Here is a 22,973-nt window from a genome sequence, read left to right as displayed (position 1 = left end):
GCAGTACAGAATATATTCCCAGAGTTCAGTTAGCAATATAAGAACTGTTTCTTTAAACTTTAACTGTTATTTTTAAAACAACCATCGCCTATCGGTATATATTTTTTCAACGCAACGATGAATTTTTTATTTTTAGTGTTTAACGCGCTGCTTTGGTAGGTCTCTCCAGGCAGCAGGTAGCGCATCGTCGCCTCGTCATCGGTTGACTGGCATCCCTGGTGTACGATGATCCTGAAAAACGTATTGCCGGTATTTGTCAGCGCCCCTTTTTGCTCATCCAGAGTATAACCTAGCGTCAGCTTTCTGGGCCTGACCACCAGTATCGTATCCAATGCAATAGCGGGTACAGCTTCACTTGCTTTGCCTGAATGACGTTCAGCAAACAGCGTTACCGGCATCTCGCGAAACTGAATCCGGTAGTAACGCTCTTTGTCATCCTCGGGCCCGCGATAGAAGATCTTAAAATACTCCCCGGCATCCGGGGCGAGCGAAAACGTGAGCGGTGTAAACAGCAACTCCCCGTCCTCTATTGGCAGACGCTTTTCCCCACCCGGTCCTGGACGGTCGATTTTAATCGCCGAAATGCTGTACACATTCTGTTTGTGGCTGTCGTTGTAAATACGTTTGCTAATGAACGACCGCTCTGCGGGGATATCATAGATCGTGGAGTCCAGATACAGCGCGTGGGCAGAAAGCGTGTAAAGCGCAATGCAGAGTCCCACCACACCCTCCGCGACCTTCCGCCACCGCATCATTTTGTTACTCCCAGCCAGTTCGCGGTGACTTTGATTTCACCACTGGCGCTGACCACGCCTTCCCAGTCAGCGCCAGCCACCGTCAGTGCTGAGCGGGAATCATTCATCGGGAACAGCAGCGTTAAGTTGGTGCTGAAAAAGCTGCCATCATCCGTGTTGTTGGCATCCCATGGCACCTGTTGCCATAACGCATCGTTCAGACTAATGGCATTTTCACTGCAGCTGTTCCTCACCTGAGTAGGGCTTCCCGACGCGGTGTTGTATTGCAGATAGGCAGGGACAGGCACGTTTATTCCCCCCTGGGCCGACGTAAACAGGCAGTAAGGGGTATCGTTGATTGTCGTGCTGTCCCCGATAACCTGGGCCGTAATACTGTCAGCCTGACGGGGTCCCGATACGGTGACGACGTAATCCATCTCAATCGGCGCGTCATCTCCGATGGTGCCGCTTCCACTGGCAGAGGCCGTATTATTCGATGAGACAATGCTAATCCCATACTCCTTCGGCACAATATTGAGCTGCAAAGAGGGGGTAAACTGGTAATAGCCTGACTCCGGGGTTAATGCATTCGTAAACGCAAACGTAAAGGGCTGGCTGTTGGTAATACTGACGCCTGCATCCACCAGATTCTTAAGGAATGTTTTCGACAAAAAGACATAGATATACTGGCCAGATGTCGAAAAGACGTTGTAATACGCCGTCGAGGCGCTGAAGTTATACCATGTCGAGCCATTTCCCGAATATTTCACGGTGGTTGCGGAAGGGGTAAAACCCAACGCAGCAGAATCGATATACGCTCTGAACGTCAACGATGCCGTCAAATTTTGCGTCTGCTCAAGGTTGTATTTGACCATTTTACAAATTACGCCATCAACGTTACTGACGACACCCAGCTCACAGGATCCGGAATCATTTGTAATGCTTGGGGTTCCATCACTGGCGATCCACAGCTCCTGAAAGGCACTTGTTGATTCCAGCGCCAGATGTCCCCGCTTGTTTAACGTGTAATTGATGTAATTCCAGCGACCTGTTGTCTGATCCTTACAGCGTTGTCCTGAGGCGTAATCATAGTTAACCGAGGTATAGCAGCGGTTAAAAACATAGGTTTCGCTGCCACCCGTCGGCATATTACGAAAATACTCATAGGCTGAGTTGCTCAGCGAAGCAAAGCCATACGCTCCGCCAATAACCCCCGCCACGGATCCAACCTGCGCGTGGTAAAAACCATTGTTATCCACCCCCTGCCCGGCAATGTAGCCCGTCGTCGGACACTGCGAACCTCGGTAGCAGCGTATTCCTGTGAAAGGAGCATCAATGGGCGAATTATCAATCCACATATCCTGATAATTATTGGCCGGCGCAGTCCAAATGACATAACCCAAGTAACCGAGGCTGACCTGGGAGGTACCGTATTTAACCCAGGTATTTGAGCCGCTGAAACGGGGATCTAACGCGGACGGCGTAATGAAATACTCACCGTCAATGTCGTTCTCGATAAATAAAAACGTGTTGTTGATCGCCCCTGACGATGAGGCGGTCAGTGCCCTTGCGGAGAAGGGAATTAACCCCGCCAAAAACAGGAGTGAAATAAAAACGGAAGCACTTTTTTTCATAGCATTATCTCTGCGCCATCGTGGTTTGCGGTGCACATTTAACATCCCCTACCCACGCAGCGCCCCTGGCTTTTTCCAGATCTAAATCCGCTTCGCAGATATTACCGTTGGCGGACACCAGGGTAATAACGGGATACTTCTTATCAATATCAATGGCGAACTCACCTTTCGCGTCGGTGCGCGTTTTGCCAATGTGGTTATGAATGTCGGTATTTGACGCCAGTTCACCATTGGGATATCGCACCCGGCCAAACACGGTCACCATGCTTTTCACCTCAGGTGACACCACGCCGACGTTACCGGGATAAAGGTTAAGCGCCTGTTTACGGCCCGAGACAATGTCAAAACTGTCTTCAGAGTTTTTATCATTCATAATTTCCAGCTTGTATTGCGCATAAGGCGGGAGTGCAATAAAGCTCGATTTGCCGCTAAGAATATAATTTCGGTTATTTATTTTTGCGGCCAGCTTTCCGTCACCCACAAGATCGGTTTTCACAATAATGCCCGAGCGCTGTCGCTCTTTGCTCAGACCAAAATCCCCACCCGCCCAGGCAACGGAACCCTGAGAGGAGAAGTTCATATTGGTCGAATTGTCCGCTGAACGGGTCACCGAAACCGTACCGCCGTTATAGCGGGTGTCATAACTCAGGTTGCCATTTACAGCGTAATTGTTGTCGTAGTTCTGCTCTCCACTCAGGCGAGTCGAGGCGGAAATGCCTGCAGACGTAATGACGCTATCCTCAAATTGTTTACGCGCGCTGATATTGCCCTGTGTTGCGCCGTAACGATCGCGTGAAACCCCGACACTCATCCACGAGGCCAGCGGCAGCGATAAATCCAGGCTGACATAGCGTTCCTGACGTCCGTCATCATTCGTATTGTTGTAGTAATAGCGCTGTACCCCGGCCCGTAACCCCACTGTGGCGTACCGTCCCGCATAGAGGGTGGTACTGTAATCCAGGTTTCGGTAGGTATTACCGGAATAGCGGTTTTCGGTCTGGCTGACCGTTAACGTGCCACCGTGCGGAATAAACCGGCTCAGGTTCAATGTTGCGCCAACCGAATAGTTATCCCGCTCCTGCACCGGCAGACGGTTACCGATTTTGCTGTCTTCCCGCGACGCCCACAGCGATCCAAACCCGCCTGGAGCATTAAGACTGGCGCTGCTGACGTTGCGCCATGTTCCGTCGTTCGCCACCAGCGTTTGTGTCCCGACGCTGGCATATTCGTTGACGTTAAGAGTAATGTCCGTTTCATTGACGGCATTGTCATCAAACCCATAGCCTGTCGTTTTCAGGGTGAGCCCGGAGAGCATTGCCAGGGTTAACGAGGCCGCACCACCCGCAATCCAGGTCTGTTCACTGCCGGCATCACGGTAATGATTGCGCTTATAACTCACGCGGTCGTAATCAAGTGAACCGCCAAAAATTTGCCATGCGACTTCATGCAGGCCTGCGGCCTGCTGGCGGGCAAAAATTTTATTCACCCGACTGACGCGGGTGTTCACCGTCCGGCCATTTACCACGACATCCACCGTGACGTCATACACACCGTAAGGGAACCGGCTGGTATCAATTTCGTAGCTGCCCATGTTGAAGTTCTGAACGCTTAACAAGCGCCCATCACGAAACACATGCACTTCACCGGCAGACGGCAAAAATATGGTTATTGGGATCAAGGACAGGGAGGTGTTTTCAACCACCGTACTGCCTTTATTGCCGTAGCTGACGCCGTAGATCTTGCCGCCATTCAGCGCATTGAGGCTGGCGATCGACTGAACGTTCCAGGTGTCGAGCATGCCCAACGCCAGACGATAACCCTCATAATCGCGCTCATACATGGCACGATAGAGTTTGCTGGAGCGGTTACTCTCGCCAATACCATAGACCGAGCCATTGATATTGAGGTGGTGCTCTCTCAACGAGGTGGTGTTATCCAGGGTTAAATAACTGCGAGAGCTGCTGCCATTGCGGTAGTCATTGTAATAGGTGCCAAAGTTGTAATTCAGCACAGTAGACAGTCGATCAACGCTGGACGGTCCCAGCAATGAACTGCGGGCGACTACCGCTTCAGTCAGGGCATCCCGGCTGACAATCATCTCCAGATGAAAAGAGGAGACGTTTAATTTCAGCCGTGCGTCTCGCGAAAGGGCAAGAGAGGTATTGTCGATAAATTTCGCATCGCCTATTTTTTCCACCATCTCGCGCGTTTTTTCTGAAAGCACCGCGTTATTGGGCAAATCGGCAACCATAATGGATTTTACAACGATATTTCCCTCAACCAGCGAGATGACCGCATCAGCAATTTTTTGTTGGCTTTTTGTATCCGTCTCCTGGTAGCGGATATAAACGGGGACCGTCATCCCCTGTTCAAGAGAACGCGCGAATGCCCCTGGAATAACATAATTACCAATCTTAACCGGTGCAGAATGCGCAACCCCTGATGTTAGCGCATAAGAGAGTAATAAACTCCCTCCTATAAGATATTTAAAAGACATACGCATCCTTACTTTTCGGTATTTTTATTACTGGTACCGGAAATGACGCCGTGTATTACTTCACTGTAATAAATTGCTTGCCATGCCAAATCCCAATGCGGGTGCGACTGTTTGACACATCGCTTTTCTGCAATCTTATTTTTGTACCTGGCATGACGTAATAACGCTCGCGACACCCGCGTCCCCGATCCTGTGACGCCTCTTTGCAGGCTCCGTAAGCAATGACCCGAAACGAGACGTTGCCTTTGTTGGTGATGACATCCCCGTCACGACCGTATTCAAATCGTTCCTTGCGTGGCGCCACGACCAGAATTGTCCCGATTTCTGCCGACGCCGTCGCAATCGCGGCTTTGCCAGCCTTAGTCGATGCGCTTTCGCTTACGGGTTCGTCAACCCACTGCAGCCGGTAATAACGTTCTTTGTCATCTTCAGGGCCCTTATAGAAAAAGCGAAAAACATCTTTCGCCTCACCGGGTAAAATAAGGCTCGCCGGTGTAGAAAGTAATTCTCCCGACGTTTCAAATTGCATTTCTGTTCCGTCAGGCAGCGGTGAAGAGAGCCTTTTTACGGTAACGCTCACATAGCGGGCGGAATCAGTGGTGTTGATAATTTCTTTTGATAACGCGTTTTGATCGGCCGTCATTATCGACGTGATATCACCCACATTAATCGCCAGACTGGAAAAGGATACGACCATCCCTGCCAGCGCTGCGAGTGGCAAATATTTCTTCATCAGTGCATTCCTGCGAAATTCGGGAGAGAGCCTCTCCCGAATTAATATTCATTACGCTGGAGTGGTCCAGGTTGCATTGAACTGAACTTTTACGTCACCCGTCCAGTAACCATCCGGCAGCGCAGAATAGTCAGTTACAGCAGTCGAACCGTCAGAAGTCGCTGAAGCGATGGAGAATTTGAAGCTGGACTGATCGCTTACACGCTCAGCGCCGTTATAGGCGCCATCGGCCAGCAGGCTTTCCAGACCTGAAGTGGAAGCCGCATTCACCAGAACGGTTTCGGCAGAGTTAGACAGCGCCTGACCATTCCATGCCACGCCCACATTCAGGGTAGATGCATCACCGCTTGCATTGGTCAGCGTATTGCTGATGACCTGAGCAGTCAGTTCAAAATCGGTTGCACTTTCCTGTCCCTGAATCGTCACATCAAAAGCGCCATCCTGAGTGTTAAACCCATTCAGGCCCTCTGCATACTGAAACGTCAGCGAGTTCAATGGGGTCACGACCAGCAGGCTGGTTGTATCTTTCGTTGCCGTTGCATCCCATGATGCGGTGGCAGATGCCGTAACATCAGCCATAGCATTTGCAGCAGCAAATACAGAAACCAGAGAGGCCACCAGTAATAATTTTTTCATTTTCATCTCCTGAGAACAAACGTACTGCCAGGTGCCATTTAATAAATAACCTGGAAGCTCCATTTAAATGCGAACGGGATTTACCGCGCCGAAAAAGTATTATTTGAATTATGTTTCAGGACAACCAATCGAATGACGAAAAAACCCTCCGTCGTTAGGATTTTTCTCATAATCATTCATGACGAGATCGCTTAAATAAAAACATAAAACCATTTAAATAACATTTTTAAAATAAAAATCTATAATTATCGCAATTTTAGGTAATTTAAACTGTTTTAGCTTTTTGATACAAATCAAAAGTGGTGCATTGAAGGGAATAACAAAAACATATTTCAAATCAAATAAATACGTCACATTGCAAAAAATCATTAGTTTGTTAATGATTTGATAACAAGATGAAAAATATTGGTATATCAGAGAATATTCCGATCCTTACATGATGAATAATGAAATTTTCCTAAAGACAAATTAAATAATAAAACCAATTGTTATCTTTCTCCGTTTCTCACCCGGCAGATAAATAATAAGAATATTTCAGGTGGCAGGGAATATTCCTGGTAAATTATGCACTGGCAATTGATCCGATTTGAAGGCCGTCTCACGCCGCGCCCCTCCCCCTGCCAATCAGACAAATCCAGACAGTCTTCCATATTTCCTCCATTTTTCTGCCGTGTTGCCTGACTAAACTAGTATCATTCCCCGAAGTATTCAGGATGAGAACGTATAACGATGAAAGGCAGTAACAAATCCCGCTGGGCAATCGCCGCTGGCATCATTGTGGTGGCTCTTGCCGCCGCCTGGTTCTGGCACAATGACTCTTCTGACACTTCCGCAGGTGCCAGCAGCCCATCACAGCGTCCCGCGAGTGGCGGACGTCACGGCATGCGCGGCGGTGCGCTGGCTCCCGTTCAGGCGGCTACTGCGGTAAATAAAGCGGTGCCCCGTTATCTCTCCGGGCTGGGAACCATTACCGCCGCCAACACCGTTACGGTTCGCAGCCGTGTGGACGGGCAGCTGATGGCGCTTCACTTCCAGGAAGGCCAGCAGGTTAAAGCCGGGGACTTACTGGCAGAAATTGACCCAAGCCAGTTTAAAGTCACCCTCGCGCAGGCGCAGGGCCAGCTCGCGAAAGACAAGGCCACGCTCGCGAACGCCCGACGCGATTTGGCACGCTACCAGCAACTGGTGAAAACCAACCTGGTATCGCGTCAGGAACTGGATACGCAGCAGTCTCTGGTCAGCGAAGCGCTGGGCACCCTTAAAGCTGACGAAGCCGCCGTGGCCAGCGCACAGTTACAGCTCGACTGGAGCCGCATCACCGCCCCGATTGACGGCCGCGTCGGTCTGAAGCAGGTTGATATTGGCAACCAGATTTCCAGCGGCGATACCACCGGTATCGTGGTCATCACCCAGACGCATCCTGTCGATTTAGTCTTTACCCTGCCGGAGAGCGACATCGCAACCGTGGTTCAGGCGCAAAAAGCCGGCAAAGGGCTGGTTGTGGAAGCCTGGGATCGCACCAACAAGCAAAAATTGAGCGAAGGCACCCTGCTCAGTCTGGATAACCAGATTGACACCACCACCGGCACCATCAAGTTAAAAGCCCGCTTTAACAATCAGGATGATGCGCTTTTCCCAAATCAGTTCGTGAATGCGCGGATGCTGGTCGCGACACAAGAAAATGCGGTCGTTATCCCGACGGCGGCGCTGCAGATGGGCAACGAAGGGAATTTTGTCTGGGTGCTTAACAGCGAGAATAACGTCAGCAAGCATCTGGTGAAAACCGGCATTCAGGACAGCCAGACGGTGGTGATCAGCGCCGGCCTTTCCGCAGGTGACCGCGTGGTTACCGACGGCATTGATCGTCTCACCGAGGGGGCGAAAGTCGAAGTGGTTGAAGGCCAGCAACAGCCTGCTAAGCAGGGAGCGACGTCCTGATGCAGGTTATGCCCCCGAGCTCTACAGGTGGGCCTTCACGCCTGTTTATTCTGCGCCCTGTTGCCACCACGCTGTTAATGGTGGCAATTCTGCTGGCCGGGATTATTGGCTATCGCTTCCTGCCCGTCTCGGCGCTGCCGGAAGTGGATTATCCCACCATCCAGGTGGTCACCCTTTATCCGGGTGCGAGCCCGGATGTGGTGACGTCGGCCATCACCGCGCCGCTGGAGCGCCAGTTTGGTCAGATGTCTGGCCTGAAGCAAATGTCCTCGCAAAGCTCCGGCGGAGCATCCGTGGTGACGCTGCAGTTCCAGCTTACACTCTCACTCGACGTTGCCGAACAGGAAGTACAGGCCGCGATTAACGCAGCCACCAACCTGCTGCCATCGGACCTGCCCAACCCACCGGTCTACAGCAAAGTAAACCCGGCGGATCCGCCGATCATGACGCTCGCTGTCACCTCCTCCGCTATGCCGATGACTCAGGTCGAAGACATGGTCGAAACGCGCGTGGCGCAGAAAATTTCACAGGTCTCTGGCGTGGGGCTGGTTACGCTTGCCGGCGGTCAACGTCCGGCGGTGCGCGTGAAGCTCAATGCCCAGGCCATTGCCGCGCTGGGCCTCACCAGCGAAACCATCCGCAGCGCCATCAGTAACGCCAACGTCAACTCGGCGAAAGGCTCGCTTGATGGCCCAACCCGGGCCGTCACCCTCTCGGCGAACGATCAAATGCAGTCCGCGGATGAATATCGACAGCTGATCGTCGCGTACCAGAACGGTGCGCCGGTGCGTCTGGGCGATGTGGCAACCGTTGAGCAAGGTGCGGAAAACAGCTGGCTCGGCGCCTGGGCCAACAAACAGCAGGCAATCGTGATGAACGTCCAGCGCCAGCCGGGTGCCAATATCATTGAAACCGCAGACAGCATTCGCACTATGCTGCCGCAGCTGATTGAAAGCCTGCCCAGGTCAGTTAGCGTGAAAGTACTGTCTGACCGGACCACCAATATTCGCGCGTCCGTGACTGACACCCAGTTTGAACTGATGCTGGCGATTGCGCTGGTGGTGATGATCATCTATCTGTTCCTGCGTAACGTCCCGGCGACCCTCATTCCTGCCGTCGCCGTGCCGCTCTCACTGGTGGGAACATTTGCCGTCATGGTGTTCCTCGATTTTTCGATAAATAACCTGACGCTGATGGCCCTTACCATTGCCACCGGCTTTGTGGTCGATGACGCTATCGTTGTTATCGAGAACATCTCGCGCTATATCGAAAAAGGCGAAAAACCGTTAGCCGCGGCGCTGAAAGGAGCGGGCGAGATCGGCTTTACCATTATCTCCCTCACCTTCTCACTGATTGCGGTACTGATCCCGCTGCTGTTTATGGGCGATATCGTCGGGCGTTTGTTCCGCGAATTTGCCGTGACGCTGGCCGTCGCCATTCTGATTTCCGCCGTGGTGTCACTTACCCTCACGCCGATGATGTGCGCCCGAATGCTGAGCCATGCCTCCCTGCGCAAGCAAAACCGCTTCTCGCGCGCCTCTGAGCGGATGTTCGAACGCATTATTGCCGCTTACGGGCGGGTGCTGGCGAAAGTGCTTAACCATCCATGGGCAACCCTTGGCGTGGCGCTTGGTACGCTGGCGCTCAGCGTTATGCTGTGGATTTTCATCCCGAAAGGCTTCTTTCCGATTCAGGACAACGGCATTATCCAGGGCACGCTTCAGGCACCGCAGACGGTCTCCTTCGCTAACATGGCGCAGCGTCAGCAGCAGGTGTCAGAGATCATCATGAAAGATCCGGCAGTAGAGAGCCTGACCTCGTATGTCGGTGTCGATGGCACCAACCCGTCGCTGAACAGTGCCCGCCTGCAGATCAACCTAAAACCGCTTGACGATCGCGACGACCGCGTGCAGACGGTGATCGACCGCCTGCAAACTGCCGTAGCGCGCGTGCCGGGTATTGAGCTGTACCTCCAGCCGATTCAGGATTTAACCATCGATACCCAGGTGAGCCGTACCCAGTACCAGTTCACGCTGCAGGCCACCACCCTTGATGCACTCAGCACCTGGGTACCGCAACTGGTGGATAAACTCAACGCCCTGCCGCAGCTCTCGGACGTCAGCAGCGACTGGCAGGACAAAGGGCTGGCGGCATATGTGAACGTCAACCGTGATACCGCCAGTCGGCTTGGGATCACCATGGCCGACGTGGATAACGCGCTGTATAACGCTTTCGGTCAGCGTCTGATCTCCACCATCTATACCCAGGCGAATCAGTATCGCGTGGTGCTGGAACACAACACGGAAAACACGCCCGGACTGGCCGCGCTCGATTCGGTGCGCCTGACCAGCAAAGACGGGGGCATCGTGCCCCTCAGCGCCATCGCGACGGTGGAAGAGCGCTACACACCGCTGTCGATTAACCATCTGGATCAGTTCCCGTCCACCACCATCTCGTTTAACGTACCGGACGGTTATTCGCTGGGCGAAGCGGTGGAGTCCATTCTGGCCGCAGAGAAGACGCTGAACTTCCCGTCTGATATTCAGACCCAGTTCCAGGGCAGCACGCTGGCGTTCCAGGCCGCGCTGGGCAACACCATCTGGCTGATTGTCGCGGCCGTGGTGGCGATGTATATCGTGCTCGGTGTGCTGTATGAAAGCTTTATTCACCCTATTACCATCCTCTCCACCCTGCCAACGGCGGGCGTGGGGGCGCTGCTGGCATTGATGCTGGCGGGGAGCGAGCTGGACGTGATTGCCATCATTGGGATCATCCTGCTTATCGGGATCGTGAAGAAAAACGCCATCATGATGATCGACTTTGCCCTTGCCGCCGAGCGCGAGCAGGGGATGTCGCCGCGCGAGGCAATTTTCCAGGCCTGCCTGCTGCGTTTTCGCCCGATCCTGATGACCACGCTCGCCGCCCTGCTAGGTGCCCTGCCGCTGATGCTCAGTACCGGTGTTGGTGCCGAGCTGCGTCGTCCGCTGGGGATTGGTATGGTCGGTGGCCTGCTGGTAAGCCAGGTCCTGACCCTGTTCACCACGCCGGTCATTTATCTGCTGTTTGACCGTCTGGCGCTGTGGACGAAAAGCCGCTTCCCGAAACGTGAAGAGGAGGCGTAAATGAAGTTTTTCGCCCTCTTCATTTATCGCCCGGTGGCGACGATTTTACTCTCACTCGCCATCACCCTGTGCGGCGTCCTGGGCTTCCGGCTGCTGCCGGTGGCCCCGCTGCCGCAGGTGGATTTCCCGGTGATCATGGTCAGCGCCTCGTTGCCCGGTGCATCACCGGAAACCATGGCCTCGTCGGTTGCCACACCGCTGGAACGTTCACTCGGACGAATTGCCGGGGTCAACGAGATGACCTCCAGCAGCTCGCTTGGCAGCACGCGCATCATTCTGGAATTCAGCTTCGACCGGGATATTAACGGCGCCGCGCGCGATGTGCAGGCGGCGATCAACGCCGCGCAGAACCTGCTACCGAGCGGGATGCCGGGCCGTCCGACATACCGTAAAGCGAACCCGTCCGATGCGCCGATCATGATCCTGACGCTTACCTCGGACACCTATTCGCAGGGGCAGCTGTACGATTTCGCCTCCACCCAACTGGCGCAGACTCTCGCCCAGATTAACGGCGTGGGTGATGTCAGCGTTGGCGGAAGCTCTCTGCCCGCCGTGCGCGTGGGCTTAAACCCGCAGGCGCTGTTTAACCAGGGTGTTTCACTGGACGATGTGCGCTCCGCCATCAGCAATGCAAACGTGCGCAAACCGCAGGGGGCCATTGAGGACAGTAGCCACCGCTGGCAGATCCAGACTAACGATGAGCTGAAAACCGCTGCGGAATACCAGCCGCTGATCATTCACTACAACAACGGTGCGGCGGTGCGCCTGAGCGATGTCGCGAGCGTCACCGACTCGGTGCAGGACGTGCGCAACGCAGGGATGACCAACGCCAAACCGGCCATTTTGCTGATGATCCGCAAGCTGCCGGAAGCCAATATTATTGAGACGGTGAACGGTATCCGCGCGAGATTGCCGGAACTCCAGCAGACCATCCCGGCGGCGATCGATCTGCAGATTGCCCAGGATCGCTCCCCCACCATTCGCGCCTCGCTTGAAGAGGTGGAGCAGACGCTTGTGATCTCCGTTGCGCTGGTGATTCTGGTGGTCTTCCTGTTTCTGCGTTCAGGCCGGGCCACGCTGATCCCTGCGGTGGCTGTGCCTGTCTCGCTGATAGGGACCTTCGCGGCGATGTACCTGTGCGGATTTAGCCTTAACAACCTGTCGCTGATGGCGCTGACGATTGCCACCGGCTTCGTGGTGGATGACGCCATTGTGGTGCTGGAGAACATCTCGCGCCATCTGGAGGCGGGGATGAAACCGTTGCAGGCCGCGCTGCAGGGAACGCGTGAAGTGGGCTTTACGGTACTGTCGATGAGCCTGTCGCTGGTGGCGGTGTTCCTGCCGTTACTGCTGATGGGCGGCCTGCCTGGCCGGCTGTTACGGGAATTTGCCGTCACGCTCTCGGTCGCCATCGGTATTTCATTGATCGTGTCCCTCACGCTCACGCCGATGATGTGCGGCTGGATGTTAAAACGCAGCAAGCCCCACTCTCAGCCGCGCCGTAAGGGGTTTGGTCGCTTCCTGCTGGCGATGCAGGAGAGCTATGGCAAGTCCCTGAAGTGGGTGCTGAGGCATACGCGCATTGTCGGCCTGGTGCTGATTGGCACCATCGTGCTCAACGTCTGGATGTACATTACTATCCCGAAAACCTTCTTCCCGGAGCAGGACACCGGGGTGCTGATGGGCGGGATCCAGGCAGACCAGAGTATTTCGTTTCAGGCCATGCGCGGCAAGCTGCAGGACTTTATGAAGATCATCCGCGAAGATAAAGCGGTAGACAACGTAACCGGCTTCACCGGCGGTTCGCGGGTGAACAGCGGGATGATGTTTATCACCCTGAAGCCGCGTGACGAGCGCAATGAAACCGCCCAGCAGGTTATCGACCGCCTGCGCGTGAAGCTCGCCAAAGAGCCGGGCGCTAATCTGTTTTTGATGGCCGTTCAGGATATCCGCGTCGGCGGGCGTCAGGCTAACGCCAGCTATCAGTACACGTTACTCTCTGACGATTTAGCCGCCCTGCGCGAGTGGGAGCCTAAGATCCGCAAGGCGCTGGCCGCCCTGCCACAGCTGGCGGACGTTAACTCCGATCAGCAGGACAACGGCGCAGAAATGGCGCTAACCTACAATCGTGAAACCATGTCACGTCTGGGGATTAACGTCGATGCCGCCAACAGCCTGCTGAACAATGCCTTCGGCCAGCGTGAGATTTCCACCATCTACCAGCCCATGAACCAATACAAGGTGGTGATGGAGGTGGACCCACGTTACACCCAGGACATCAGCGCGCTGGACAACATGTTTGTGATTAATAACGACGGTAAGGCGATCCCGCTCTCTTACTTTGCCAACTGGCAGCCGGCGAACGCGCCGCTGTCGGTGAACCACCAGGGCCTTTCGGCGGCGTCGACCATCTCCTTTAACCTGCCAGCCGGTTCGTCCCTCTCTGAGGCCAGCGATGCGATCAACCGTGCGATGACCCAGCTTGGCGTGCCGTCCACGGTACGCGGCAGTTTTGCCGGTACCGCGCAGGTGTTCCAGGAGACGATGAATTCGCAGGTGATTTTGATTCTGGCCGCCATTGCGACGGTCTATATCGTGCTGGGCGTGCTTTATGAAAGCTACGTCCATCCGCTGACCATTCTCTCCACGCTGCCGTCGGCGGGCGTCGGGGCGCTGTTGGCGCTGGAGCTGTTCGGCGCGCCCTTCAGCCTGATTGCGCTGATTGGTATCATGCTGTTAATTGGCATCGTGAAGAAAAACGCCATCATGATGGTGGACTTCGCGCTGGACGCCCAGCGAAATGGCAACCTGACGCCAGAAGAGGCCATATTCCAGGCCTGTCTGCTGCGTTTTCGCCCGATCATGATGACCACGCTGGCGGCGCTGTTTGGCGCGCTGCCGCTGGTGATTTCCGGCGGTGACGGTTCAGAATTGCGCCAGCCGCTGGGGATCACCATTGTCGGGGGGCTGGTGATGAGCCAGCTGCTGACGCTCTACACCACGCCGGTGGTCTATCTGTTCTTTGACCGTCTGCGGGTGCGTTTTTCGCGTAAAAACAGAACGACGGTAACCGAATAAATGACCGACCTCCCACGTCACGTGCGCTGGCAGCTGTGGATTGTCGCCTTCGGCTTCTTTATGCAGTCGCTGGATACAACCATCGTCAATACCGCCCTCCCCTCGATGGCAAAAAGCCTGGGGGAGAGTCCGCTGCATATGCATATGGTGATTGTCTCCTATGTATTAACGGTGGCCGTTATGCTTCCGGCCAGCGGCTGGCTGGCGGACAAAGTGGGCGTGCGGAATATCTTTTTCACCGCCATCGTGCTGTTTACCACAGGCTCGCTGTTTTGCGCCCAGGCGAATACGCTGGATCAATTGGTGATGGCCCGCGCGTTACAGGGCATTGGCGGGGCGATGATGGTGCCTGTCGGGCGGCTGACGGTGATGAAGATTGTGCCCCGCGAGCAGTATATGGCCGCGATGACCTTCGTCACCCTGCCAGGCCAGGTCGGCCCGCTGCTTGGCCCGGCGCTGGGCGGAGTGCTGGTGGAGTATGCCTCCTGGCACTGGATCTTCTTAATCAACCTGCCGGTGGGCATCATCGGCGCGATTGCCACCCTGATGCTGATGCCTAACTACACCATGCAGACCCGGCGCTTTGATTTCCTGGGTTTTATCCTGCTGGCGGCGGGGATGGCGATGCTCACCCTCGCGCTTGATGGCCAAAAAGGCCTCGGGATTTCCGCCCTGACGCTTGGCCTTCTGGTGGCGCTCGGCATTACCGCTATCCTGTGGTACCTCTGGCATGCCAGAGGTAACGAGAGCGCGTTGTTCACGCTCGATCTGTTTAAAAACCCCACCTATCGTCTGGGCCTGTTCGGGAGCTTTGCCGGGCGCGTCGGCAGCGGCATGTTGCCCTTTATGACGCCGGTCTTTTTGCAGATTGGAATGGGATTTTCACCGTTTCACGCCGGGTTGATGATGATCCCGATGGTACTTGGCAGCATGGGAATGAAACGCATCGTGGTGCAGGTGGTTAACCGTTTTGGTTATCGCCACGTCCTGGTCGCCGCGACGCTTGGGTTGGCCCTGGTGAGCCTGCTGTTTATGGCCGTGGCGCTGCTGGGCTGGTACTACGCGCTGCCGCTGGTGCTGTTCTGCCAGGGCATCATTAACTCTGTGCGCTTTTCATCAATGAATACCCTGACGTTAAAAGCACTCCCGGATGACCTGGCGAGCAGCGGAAACAGCCTGCTGTCGATGATCATGCAGCTCTCCATGAGCGTAGGGGTGACCCTTGCCGGTTTACTGCTCGGCATGTACGGACAGCATCATCTCAGCGTCGACACGCCGGTCGCCCATCAGGTCTTTTTGTATACCTATCTCAGCATGGCGGTGATTATCGCCCTGCCCGCGTTCATCTTCGCCAGAGTGCCGGATGATACCCGTAAGAACGTCGTTATCCGACACGGCAAAAGGAGTGCACCATGAAATTCTGGCGTCCGGGCATTACCGGTAAACTCTTTGTGGCGATATTTGCCACCTGTATCGTGCTGCTGGTCACCATGCACTGGGCCGTGCGGGTCAGTTTCGAACGGGGTTTTATTGATTACATCAAGCATGGTAATGAACAGCGTTTACAGGGGCTGAGCGATGCGCTGAGCGATCAGTATGCCCTGCACGGTAACTGGCGTTTTCTGCGCAATAACGACCGCTTCGTATTCCAGATCCTGCGCTCACTTGAGCATGATACCGGTGACGATCGCCCGGGGCCCGGGATGCCGCCGCACGGCTGGCGCACCCAGTTCTGGGTGATAGACCAGGATATGCGCGTACTGGTTGGCCCGCGCGCGCCCATTCCGCCAGATGGCACAAAGCGGGCGATCACAGTGAATAACGCCACCGTCGGCTGGGTGATCGCCTCGCCGGTTGAACGCCTGACGCGCAACACCGATATCAACTTTGATCGTCAGCAGCGCCGCACCAGCTGGTTGATTGTCGCGCTCTCCACCCTGCTGGCCGCGCTCGCGACCTTCCCGCTGGCCCGTGGCCTGCTCGCGCCGGTTAAACGGCTGGTGGAAGGGACGCATAAGCTGGCCGCCGGGGATTTCTCCACCCGCGTCGATACCCGTAGCCAGGACGAACTCGGTAAGCTGGCGCAGGACTTTAACCAGCTCGCCAGCACCCTGGAAAAAAACCAGCAGATGCGACGCGATTTTATGGCCGATATTTCCCATGAACTCCGCACGCCGCTGGCGGTGCTGCGCGGCGAGCTGGAAGCTATTCAGGACGGCGTGCGTCAGTTCACTCCCGAATCGGTGGCCTCGCTGCAGGCGGAAGTGGGCACGCTGACCAAACTGGTCGATGATCTCCACCAGCTCTCCATGTCAGACGAAGGCGCGCTGGCCTATCAGAAAGCGCCCGTCGATGTGATAAACGTGCTGGAGGTGGTAAGCGGTGCCTTCCGCGAACGTTTCGCCAGCCGCAACCTGAAAATCGATCTCTCACTGCCTGACAGCGCCGTGGTGTTTGGCGACAAAGACCGCCTGATGCAGCTGTTCAACAATCTGCTGGAAAATAGCCTGCGCTACACCGACAGCGGCGGTGGCCTGCATATTTCCGGCAAACAAGAAAACGGGCATTTTGCCCTGACCTTTGCGGATTCCGCCCCCGGCGTGCAGGATGCACAGCTGGAAAAACTGTTTGAGCGATTTTATCGCACCGAAGGCTCCCGCAATCGCGCCAGCGGCGGGTCCGGTCTGGGACTGGCGATTTGCGTAAACATCGTCGAGGCCCATAATGGCACGATCCGCGCCGCCCATTCGCCTTTTGGCGGGGTAAGCATTACAGTAGAGTTACCTCTGGAACGGGATTTATCGAGAGAAGCATGACCGAGTTACCGATTGACGAAAACACGCCACGCATTTTGATTGTCGAAGACGAGCCGAAGCTCGGGCAGTTACTGATCGACTATTTACGCGCGGCAAGCTATGCCCCCACGCTTATCAGCCATGGCGATCAGGTGCTGCCTTATGTGCGCCAGACGCCGCCGGACCTGATCCTGCTGGATCTGATGCTCCCCGGAACCGATGGCCTGACCCTGTGCCGGGAAATTCGTCGCTTCTCGGACGTGCCGGTGGTAATGGTGACGGCGAAAATCGAAGAGATCGACCGCCTGCTGGGCCTCGAAATTGGCGCGGACGATTACATCTGCAAGCCATACAGCCCGCGTGAAGTGGTCGCGCGCGTAAAAACCATTCTGCGCCGCTGTAAGCCCCATCGTGAACTGCAGGTACTGGACGCGGAAAGCCCACTTATCGTCGATGAAAGCCGTTTCCAGGCGAGCTGGCGCGGCAAGCTACTGGATCTCACCCCCGCCGAATTCCGCCTGTTGAAAACCCTCTCCCACGAGCCGGGGAAGGTCTTCTCCCGCGAGCAGCTGCTGAACCGTCTGTATGATGATTACCGCGTCGTGACTGACCGTACCATCGACAGCCATATTAAAAACCTGCGCCGCAAGCTGGAAGCGCTCGATGCGGAGCAGTCATTTATCCGCGCGGTGTATGGCGTGGGCTACCGATGGGAAGCGGATGCGTGCAGGATAGCCTGAGCATTTAGCTTACCGAACCCGCCTGCTGGCGGGTTTTTCAATTCTGGAAAGCAACGAAGAATCAACCATACTCACATTACCGGTTCGCTTATTGATAACTGGTGCAGATAATTCCACTTCGTTCAAGGAGTTCCTATGTCTGGTTGGTTCGAGTTAAACAAAAGCAGTGATGGTCAGTTCAGGTTTGTTCTCAAAGCAGGAAACGGAGAAACGATCCTGACCAGTGAGCTTTACACCACCAAAAATTCCGCCGAAAACGGTATCGCCTCCGTTCGCACCAATAGCCCTTCTGATGAACGTTATGAGAAGAAAGTGGCCACCAACGGTAAATTCCACTTCAATCTGAAGGCCGGGAATCATCAGGTTATTGGCAGCAGCCAGATGTATGCCTCGGAACAGTCGCGAGATAAAGGCATCGCGTCGGTCAAAACTAACGGTTCAAGCCAGACGGTAAAAGACAATACCTGACGACACGCCTCCGGCCGGGTTAGCGATGGTACGACCCGGCGCTTTACCTCCCTGTCCCGCAGCGCTACAATGCCCGCCCTTAAAGTGGGGGATCTCCCCTTACCGCTGCACCTGGTGCATGCGGATCTGACCTGTCATCAGAACGAGAACAAACATGTTTAAACCGGAACTCCTTTCCCCGGCGGGAACGCTGCAAAATATGCGTTACGCTTTCGCCTATGGCGCTGACGCCGTCTATGCTGGCCAGCCGCGCTACTCGCTGCGCGTGCGTAACAATGAATTCAACCACGAGAATCTGCAGCTCGGCATTAACGAAGCACATGCCCTGGGCAAAAAATTCTACGTGGTGGTCAACATTGCGCCGCATAACGCCAAGCTGAAAACGTTCATCCGCGATCTGAAGCCGGTGGTTGATATGGGACCGGACGCGCTGATCATGTCGGACCCGGGTTTAATCATGCTGGTTCGGGAGAACTTCCCGGAGATGGATATTCACCTCTCCGTTCAGGCCAACGCCGTTAACTGGGCAACGGTGAAATTCTGGAAACAGATGGGGCTGACCCGCGTCATTCTGTCTCGTGAACTTTCGCTGGAAGAGATTGAAGAGATCCGCACGCAGGTGCCGGATATGGAAATCGAAATCTTCGTTCACGGCGCGCTGTGCATGGCCTACTCCGGTCGCTGCCTGCTCTCGGGATACATCAACAAGCGTGACCCGAACCAGGGTACCTGCACCAACGCCTGCCGCTGGGAATATAACGTTCAGGAAGGCAAAGAAGACGACATCGGCAATATCGTCCACAAACATGAGCCGATCCCGGTGACCAACGTGGAGCCAACCTTAGGCATCGGCGCGCCAACTGACAGCGTGTTCATGATTGAAGAGGCCAAACGTCCGGGTGAGTACATGACCGCCTTTGAAGATGAGCATGGCACTTACATCATGAACTCCAAAGACCTGCGTGCGATTGCGCACGTTGAGCGTCTGACGCAGATGGGCGTGCATTCCCTGAAAATTGAAGGCCGTACCAAGTCCTACTACTACTGCGCGCGTACTGCTCAGGTGTACCGTAAAGCCATCGACGATGCCGCTGCCGGTAAACCGTTCGATACCAGCCTGCTGGAAACCCTGGAAGGCCTGGCGCATCGCGGTTATACCGAAGGCTTCCTGCGTCGTCACACCCATGACGATTACCAGAACTACGAACACGGCTATTCCGTTTCCGAGCGCCAGCAGTTTGTCGGTGATTTTACCGGTGAGCGCAAAGGTGCGTTGGCCGCCGTGGCGGTGAAGAACAAATTCACCAAAGGCGACAGCCTGGAGTTGATGACCCCGCAGGGCAACATGAACTTCACCCTGGAACATCTGGAAAACGGTAAAGGCGAAGCAATTGACGTGGCGCCAGGCAATGGCCATACCGTCTGGCTGCCGGTACCCGAAGAAGTGGAGCTGGAGTTTGCGCTGCTGATGCGTAATTTCAACGGTGAAAGTACCCGTAACCCGCACAGTAAATAATCAAGCAGGGAAATTTTTTCGCGCTGGGATAATTCTTAGAATCGGATCACATACCGCTTCGTTCAATACGGGTATTATCCCCCCGCTGAAAAACATAACCCATAAATGCTAGCTGTACCAGGAACCACCTCCTTAGCCTGCGTAATCTCCCTTACGCGGGCTTATTTTTTTGTACAATTCAGTCCACTTATTAAGAATGCAATGGCATAGACCCACCATATGAAGGGTGTGTATTCGCAATAACGTATGCCGGAATACCGTTCATGAAAATCGGACGGACCTATGATATTCATCACAACTTTTATTGGATCTGGTAGGCGGGAGTGTTATTCAGAGCATTCCTAATTCCCGACCATAGCATGCCCTTTACTCTTGATTTCTTAGCACAATACGTTTTCACATGGACGGAGAGACGACATGACATTCCCCGGTCAGTTTTCAAAGGACATTCCGGATTACGAACTCGCACGCAGTCTGGGCCTTGCCTCCGGCGGCGATATTAATTTCAACGATTTTGCCAGTCACCTGGACTGTAGCCGAAACTTTAGCCAGGTTGGGATCATCTACTCAGACGGTGCGCGTCAGTGGTTAGTAAGGCCCTCAAGGCGGATTGCGACACCAAACGAAAGCTCGGTAAGTCATGTAGTCATCACTAAAGTAAATGCTTCCTCAAGTAGTGCCATCCAGGCAACGACGACTACGATTCAGTCACCTTCATTGGCGACTGAAATCGGTTCTACGGCAATTTCTTGCGGAGCCGCCATTCTCACTGTCGTACTTGCTGCTGGCGCAGGTATGGCCATTCCTCTCACCGCAGGCTCTTCCGGTGCTGTTGCTGCCGTGATTGTCGCCGGTGGTGTGGCAACAGGAATTCAGTGTGCGAACGGGCTTGGCCGCTTGTCACTTATTGCCATGAATCATAATGACTATGTAGCGTGGATGGATTCCCAGGAATGGTATACTGCAACCAATACCGCTCTGGATGCGATTTCACTTGCTGGGGCCGCTGCGGGTCTAAAAAGTGCGGTATTGACCTACCGCCTTCTTAATCGCTCGACGTCTGAAAGTTTACTCTCTTTATTACAAAAAATGAGCCGAGCGGACCGCACGAGGTTAACGGAGGAAATTATTCGCATCCGAAATCCCGGCATCTCGAATTCAGGTGTTAAAGCAGCGATGAAAGCTGGGGTTTACCCTAAACGTTACCCATCGGAAGCGCTGCAGTTGCTCTTACAGCGTGAGCTGTTGAATGCCATTTCCAACTCCTCAGCTTTTGTTGGAAGTGCGGTCTCGGGTACAATCAGGAATCCTCAGAATATTACACAATCTGGAAAATACGTTTTTGGTTTGATCCAGTCTTTTTCATTTACAGGAAGTTATTGACCTGAGCATGATAAAATACATCAAGAAGAGCCTGGCATTAAGTACTGTGATCACAAGTCAAATGGCGACTGACGATCTCCAACGGCTTGAGTCTTTAAAAGATGGCTTAAAAGATCAGTTTGGCGTTCCTGTAGGTGTACATATGACAGGCATTCCCTTGGCTATCAGTATGTTACTCGCCATTTTTTGCTACGCTATGCTACAAGTTTCTGTCTGGATATTACTATTTCGCCTGCTCGGCTTACCCGAATTTAAAGTCATGATGGGTGTATTTCTTGCAGCAGTGGCGTATTGCATGATTGCGATGAGTACTATGTTTCTGACTGCTCGGGGGTCCTTGGCTGGATTTAAAGCGCATATTTCCGTTATCACGCTGACTGGACTGATGAGCATCGTTTATTTTATCTGGACGTGGAGTTCACTTTTATTCGGCTCTGTTGAGAATTACACCCCGCAAATAACCTCTTTTTTAGGGTTGGGATTTTTCTGCATGAATGTCGTGTGGATGAATACATCACTCTTTTACCGTTCAATCGCCCTAACGCTACATAATCGGATTTGGCGTAAACAGCTGAAAATAGAGACAAGGCAAATGTCGCGACTCAAACGTTGAGGGCAATAGCCCAGTGATTGACAGACGTAAAAAGTGTAAACGACACCGGGCACAGATTACGTTATACGGGGGAAAAATCTCCTTTACACAGGCTTATTTTTTTCCCTTTCATCCTGTTCTTACCCGCTTTTTTCCTCCCTGCTATACACTCTTACTAACGCTAAAAAAGGGAGCAGCGCGGATGGCAATCTATCCAGACAGTTTATTGATTCTCAATGGCAAAAGTGCGGGCAACGATTTGTTGCGCCAGGCAGTGACGGATTTGCGTGAAGACGGTGCACGTATACACGTACGAGTGACGTGGGAAAAAGGTGATGCGGCACGCTATATCGACGAAGGTCTGAAGCTCGGGGTCGAAACCATTATTTCTGGCGGGGGCGATGGCACCATTAATGAAATTGCCGGCGCTCTGATAGATCTTCCCTCAACCGACCGCCCGGTGATGGGCATTTTGCCGCTCGGTACGGCCAACGATTTCGCCACCAGCGCCGGAATCCCCGAAGAACTGGGAAAAGCCCTGCAGCTGGCTATCCTCGGCAAAGCCACCGCCGTGGATATTGCTCAGGTGAATGAAAAAACCTGTTTTATCAATATGGCGACCGGTGGATTCGGGACGCGCATTACCAGCGAAACCCCTGAAAAGCTGAAGGCAGCGCTGGGCGGCGTCTCGTATCTGATCCATGGCCTGATGCGCATGGATACCCTGAAGCCGGACCGCTGTGAGATTCACGGCGAGAACTTTCAGTGGCAGGGTGATGCGCTGGTGATTGGTATCGGCAATGGCCGTCAGGCCGGTGGCGGACAGCAGTTATGCCCGGAGGCGCTGATCAATGATGGTCAGTTACAGCTGCGTATTTTCACGGGTGATGGCCTGCTGCCTGCGCTATTTACCACCCTGACCCAGCCAGAGGAGAGCCCGAATATTATTGCCGGTAAATCCGCGTGGTTTGAAGTGAATGCCCCACACGGCATGACGTTTAATCTTGACGGGGAGCCGCTGAGCGGGAAGCAGTTCCGCATTGAGGTGTTACCAGGCGCGCTACAGTGCCGGCTGCCACCGGACTGCCAGCTTCTGCGTTGACAGTG

Annotated in this window: 16 protein-coding genes; 11 read left to right on the top strand and 5 right to left on the bottom strand. The window is 54.2% G+C overall.

The features are described from left to right. Positions 1-59: 59 nt before the first annotated feature. From BJ887_RS03835 to BJ887_RS03815, 5 genes are read right to left on the bottom strand one after another with little or no spacing between them, the layout of a single operon-like run. Positions 60-755, bottom strand: coding sequence for a molecular chaperone (locus BJ887_RS03835; RefSeq protein ID WP_074176866.1), 696 nt, complete (start codon positions 753-755; stop codon positions 60-62). Next, entirely contained in the window at positions 752-2,368 is a 1,617-nt protein-coding gene (locus BJ887_RS03830) for a fimbrial protein (RefSeq protein WP_072255707.1), read from the bottom strand. Before BJ887_RS03830 ends, BJ887_RS03835 begins: the two co-directional genes overlap by 4 nt. Positions 2,369-2,372: 4 nt before the next feature. Beyond that, on the bottom strand, positions 2,373-4,865 hold the full coding sequence (locus BJ887_RS03825; protein ID WP_050737050.1) for a TcfC E-set like domain-containing protein: 2,493 nt from the start codon (positions 4,863-4,865) through the stop codon (positions 2,373-2,375). Between the two features lie 55 nt (positions 4,866-4,920). Then, a complete protein-coding gene (locus BJ887_RS03820; RefSeq protein ID WP_025203674.1) occupies positions 4,921-5,598 on the bottom strand; it encodes a hypothetical protein in 678 nt (225 codons plus the stop codon). A gap of 51 nt (positions 5,599-5,649) precedes the next feature. Beyond that, on the bottom strand, positions 5,650-6,234 hold the full coding sequence (locus BJ887_RS03815) for a common pilus major fimbrillin subunit EcpA (RefSeq protein WP_020883247.1): 585 nt from the start codon (positions 6,232-6,234) through the stop codon (positions 5,650-5,652). Between the two features lie 729 nt (positions 6,235-6,963). Here BJ887_RS03815 and BJ887_RS03810 point away from each other — a divergent pair. From BJ887_RS03810 to yegS, 11 genes are all read left to right on the top strand, one after another. Beyond that, positions 6,964-8,172 (top strand): MdtA/MuxA family multidrug efflux RND transporter periplasmic adaptor subunit, encoded by a 1,209-nt coding sequence (locus BJ887_RS03810; protein WP_050737051.1) that lies wholly within the window; start codon positions 6,964-6,966, stop codon positions 8,170-8,172. Then, positions 8,172-11,294, top strand: a complete 3,123-nt coding sequence (locus BJ887_RS03805) for an MdtB/MuxB family multidrug efflux RND transporter permease subunit (protein WP_014170848.1) — start codon at positions 8,172-8,174, stop codon at positions 11,292-11,294. Before BJ887_RS03810 ends, BJ887_RS03805 begins: the two co-directional genes overlap by 1 nt. Then, positions 11,295-14,372: a multidrug efflux RND transporter permease subunit MdtC gene (mdtC, locus tag BJ887_RS03800; RefSeq protein WP_121339301.1), complete on the top strand. Its 3,078-nt coding sequence runs from the start codon at positions 11,295-11,297 to the stop codon at positions 14,370-14,372. It begins immediately after the preceding gene. Continuing rightward, on the top strand, positions 14,373-15,788 hold the full coding sequence (locus BJ887_RS03795; RefSeq protein ID WP_014170850.1) for an MFS transporter: 1,416 nt from the start codon (positions 14,373-14,375) through the stop codon (positions 15,786-15,788). Further along, a complete protein-coding gene (gene baeS, locus BJ887_RS03790; protein ID WP_020883244.1) occupies positions 15,785-17,188 on the top strand; it encodes a two-component system sensor histidine kinase BaeS in 1,404 nt (467 codons plus the stop codon). The genes BJ887_RS03795 and baeS overlap by 4 nt, the downstream gene beginning before the upstream one ends. Then, a complete protein-coding gene (gene baeR, locus BJ887_RS03785; protein WP_014170852.1) occupies positions 17,185-17,907 on the top strand; it encodes a two-component system response regulator BaeR in 723 nt (240 codons plus the stop codon). The genes baeS and baeR overlap by 4 nt, the downstream gene beginning before the upstream one ends. A gap of 135 nt (positions 17,908-18,042) precedes the next feature. After that, the gene (locus tag BJ887_RS03780; RefSeq protein ID WP_014170853.1) at positions 18,043-18,375 is read left to right on the top strand and encodes a YegP family protein; all 333 of its coding nucleotides are present in this window, start codon (positions 18,043-18,045) and stop codon (positions 18,373-18,375) included. A 154-nt stretch (positions 18,376-18,529) separates the two neighbouring features. Then, positions 18,530-19,891: a tRNA 5-hydroxyuridine modification protein YegQ gene (gene yegQ, locus BJ887_RS03775; protein WP_014170855.1), complete on the top strand. Its 1,362-nt coding sequence runs from the start codon at positions 18,530-18,532 to the stop codon at positions 19,889-19,891. A gap of 417 nt (positions 19,892-20,308) precedes the next feature. Then, positions 20,309-21,274 (top strand): hypothetical protein, encoded by a 966-nt coding sequence (locus tag BJ887_RS23020; RefSeq protein ID WP_025203671.1) that lies wholly within the window; start codon positions 20,309-20,311, stop codon positions 21,272-21,274. 7 nt (positions 21,275-21,281) lie between these two features. Beyond that, positions 21,282-21,887: a hypothetical protein gene (locus BJ887_RS03765; RefSeq protein ID WP_025203670.1), complete on the top strand. Its 606-nt coding sequence runs from the start codon at positions 21,282-21,284 to the stop codon at positions 21,885-21,887. A gap of 181 nt (positions 21,888-22,068) precedes the next feature. Then, positions 22,069-22,968, top strand: a complete 900-nt coding sequence (gene yegS / locus BJ887_RS03760; RefSeq protein ID WP_025203669.1) for a lipid kinase YegS — start codon at positions 22,069-22,071, stop codon at positions 22,966-22,968. Positions 22,969-22,973: the final 5 nt, after the last annotated feature.

The organism is Enterobacter sp. WPR_3_1, from assembly GCF_003635055.1.
Taxonomy (GTDB): domain Bacteria; phylum Pseudomonadota; class Gammaproteobacteria; order Enterobacterales; family Enterobacteriaceae; genus Enterobacter; species Enterobacter ludwigii.
Note: the sequence above shows the minus strand (reverse complement) of the source record. Positions and strands in the feature narration are given on the sequence as shown.

Bases quoted from the DNA above. Each gene is read 5' to 3' on its own strand.
- BJ887_RS03805 (WP_014170848.1), top strand. From the start codon at position 8,172: ATGCAGGTTATGCCCCCGAGCTCTACAGGTGGGCCTTCACGCCTGTTT.
- BJ887_RS03815 (WP_020883247.1), bottom strand. From the start codon at position 6,234: ATGAAAAAATTATTACTGGTGGCCTCTCTGGTTTCTGTATTTGCTGCT.
- BJ887_RS23020 (WP_025203671.1), top strand. From the start codon at position 20,309: ATGACATTCCCCGGTCAGTTTTCAAAGGACATTCCGGATTACGAACTC.
- BJ887_RS03765 (WP_025203670.1), top strand. From the start codon at position 21,282: ATGATAAAATACATCAAGAAGAGCCTGGCATTAAGTACTGTGATCACA.
- BJ887_RS03835 (WP_074176866.1), bottom strand. From the start codon at position 755: ATGATGCGGTGGCGGAAGGTCGCGGAGGGTGTGGTGGGACTCTGCATT.
- BJ887_RS03780 (WP_014170853.1), top strand. From the start codon at position 18,043: ATGTCTGGTTGGTTCGAGTTAAACAAAAGCAGTGATGGTCAGTTCAGG.
- BJ887_RS03830 (WP_072255707.1), bottom strand. From the start codon at position 2,368: ATGAAAAAAAGTGCTTCCGTTTTTATTTCACTCCTGTTTTTGGCGGGG.
- mdtC (WP_121339301.1), top strand. From the start codon at position 11,295: ATGAAGTTTTTCGCCCTCTTCATTTATCGCCCGGTGGCGACGATTTTA.
- BJ887_RS03825 (WP_050737050.1), bottom strand. From the start codon at position 4,865: ATGTCTTTTAAATATCTTATAGGAGGGAGTTTATTACTCTCTTATGCG.
- baeS (WP_020883244.1), top strand. From the start codon at position 15,785: ATGAAATTCTGGCGTCCGGGCATTACCGGTAAACTCTTTGTGGCGATA.
- yegS (WP_025203669.1), top strand. From the start codon at position 22,069: ATGGCAATCTATCCAGACAGTTTATTGATTCTCAATGGCAAAAGTGCG.
- BJ887_RS03810 (WP_050737051.1), top strand. From the start codon at position 6,964: ATGAAAGGCAGTAACAAATCCCGCTGGGCAATCGCCGCTGGCATCATT.
- BJ887_RS03820 (WP_025203674.1), bottom strand. From the start codon at position 5,598: ATGAAGAAATATTTGCCACTCGCAGCGCTGGCAGGGATGGTCGTATCC.
- yegQ (WP_014170855.1), top strand. From the start codon at position 18,530: ATGTTTAAACCGGAACTCCTTTCCCCGGCGGGAACGCTGCAAAATATG.
- baeR (WP_014170852.1), top strand. From the start codon at position 17,185: ATGACCGAGTTACCGATTGACGAAAACACGCCACGCATTTTGATTGTC.
- BJ887_RS03795 (WP_014170850.1), top strand. From the start codon at position 14,373: ATGACCGACCTCCCACGTCACGTGCGCTGGCAGCTGTGGATTGTCGCC.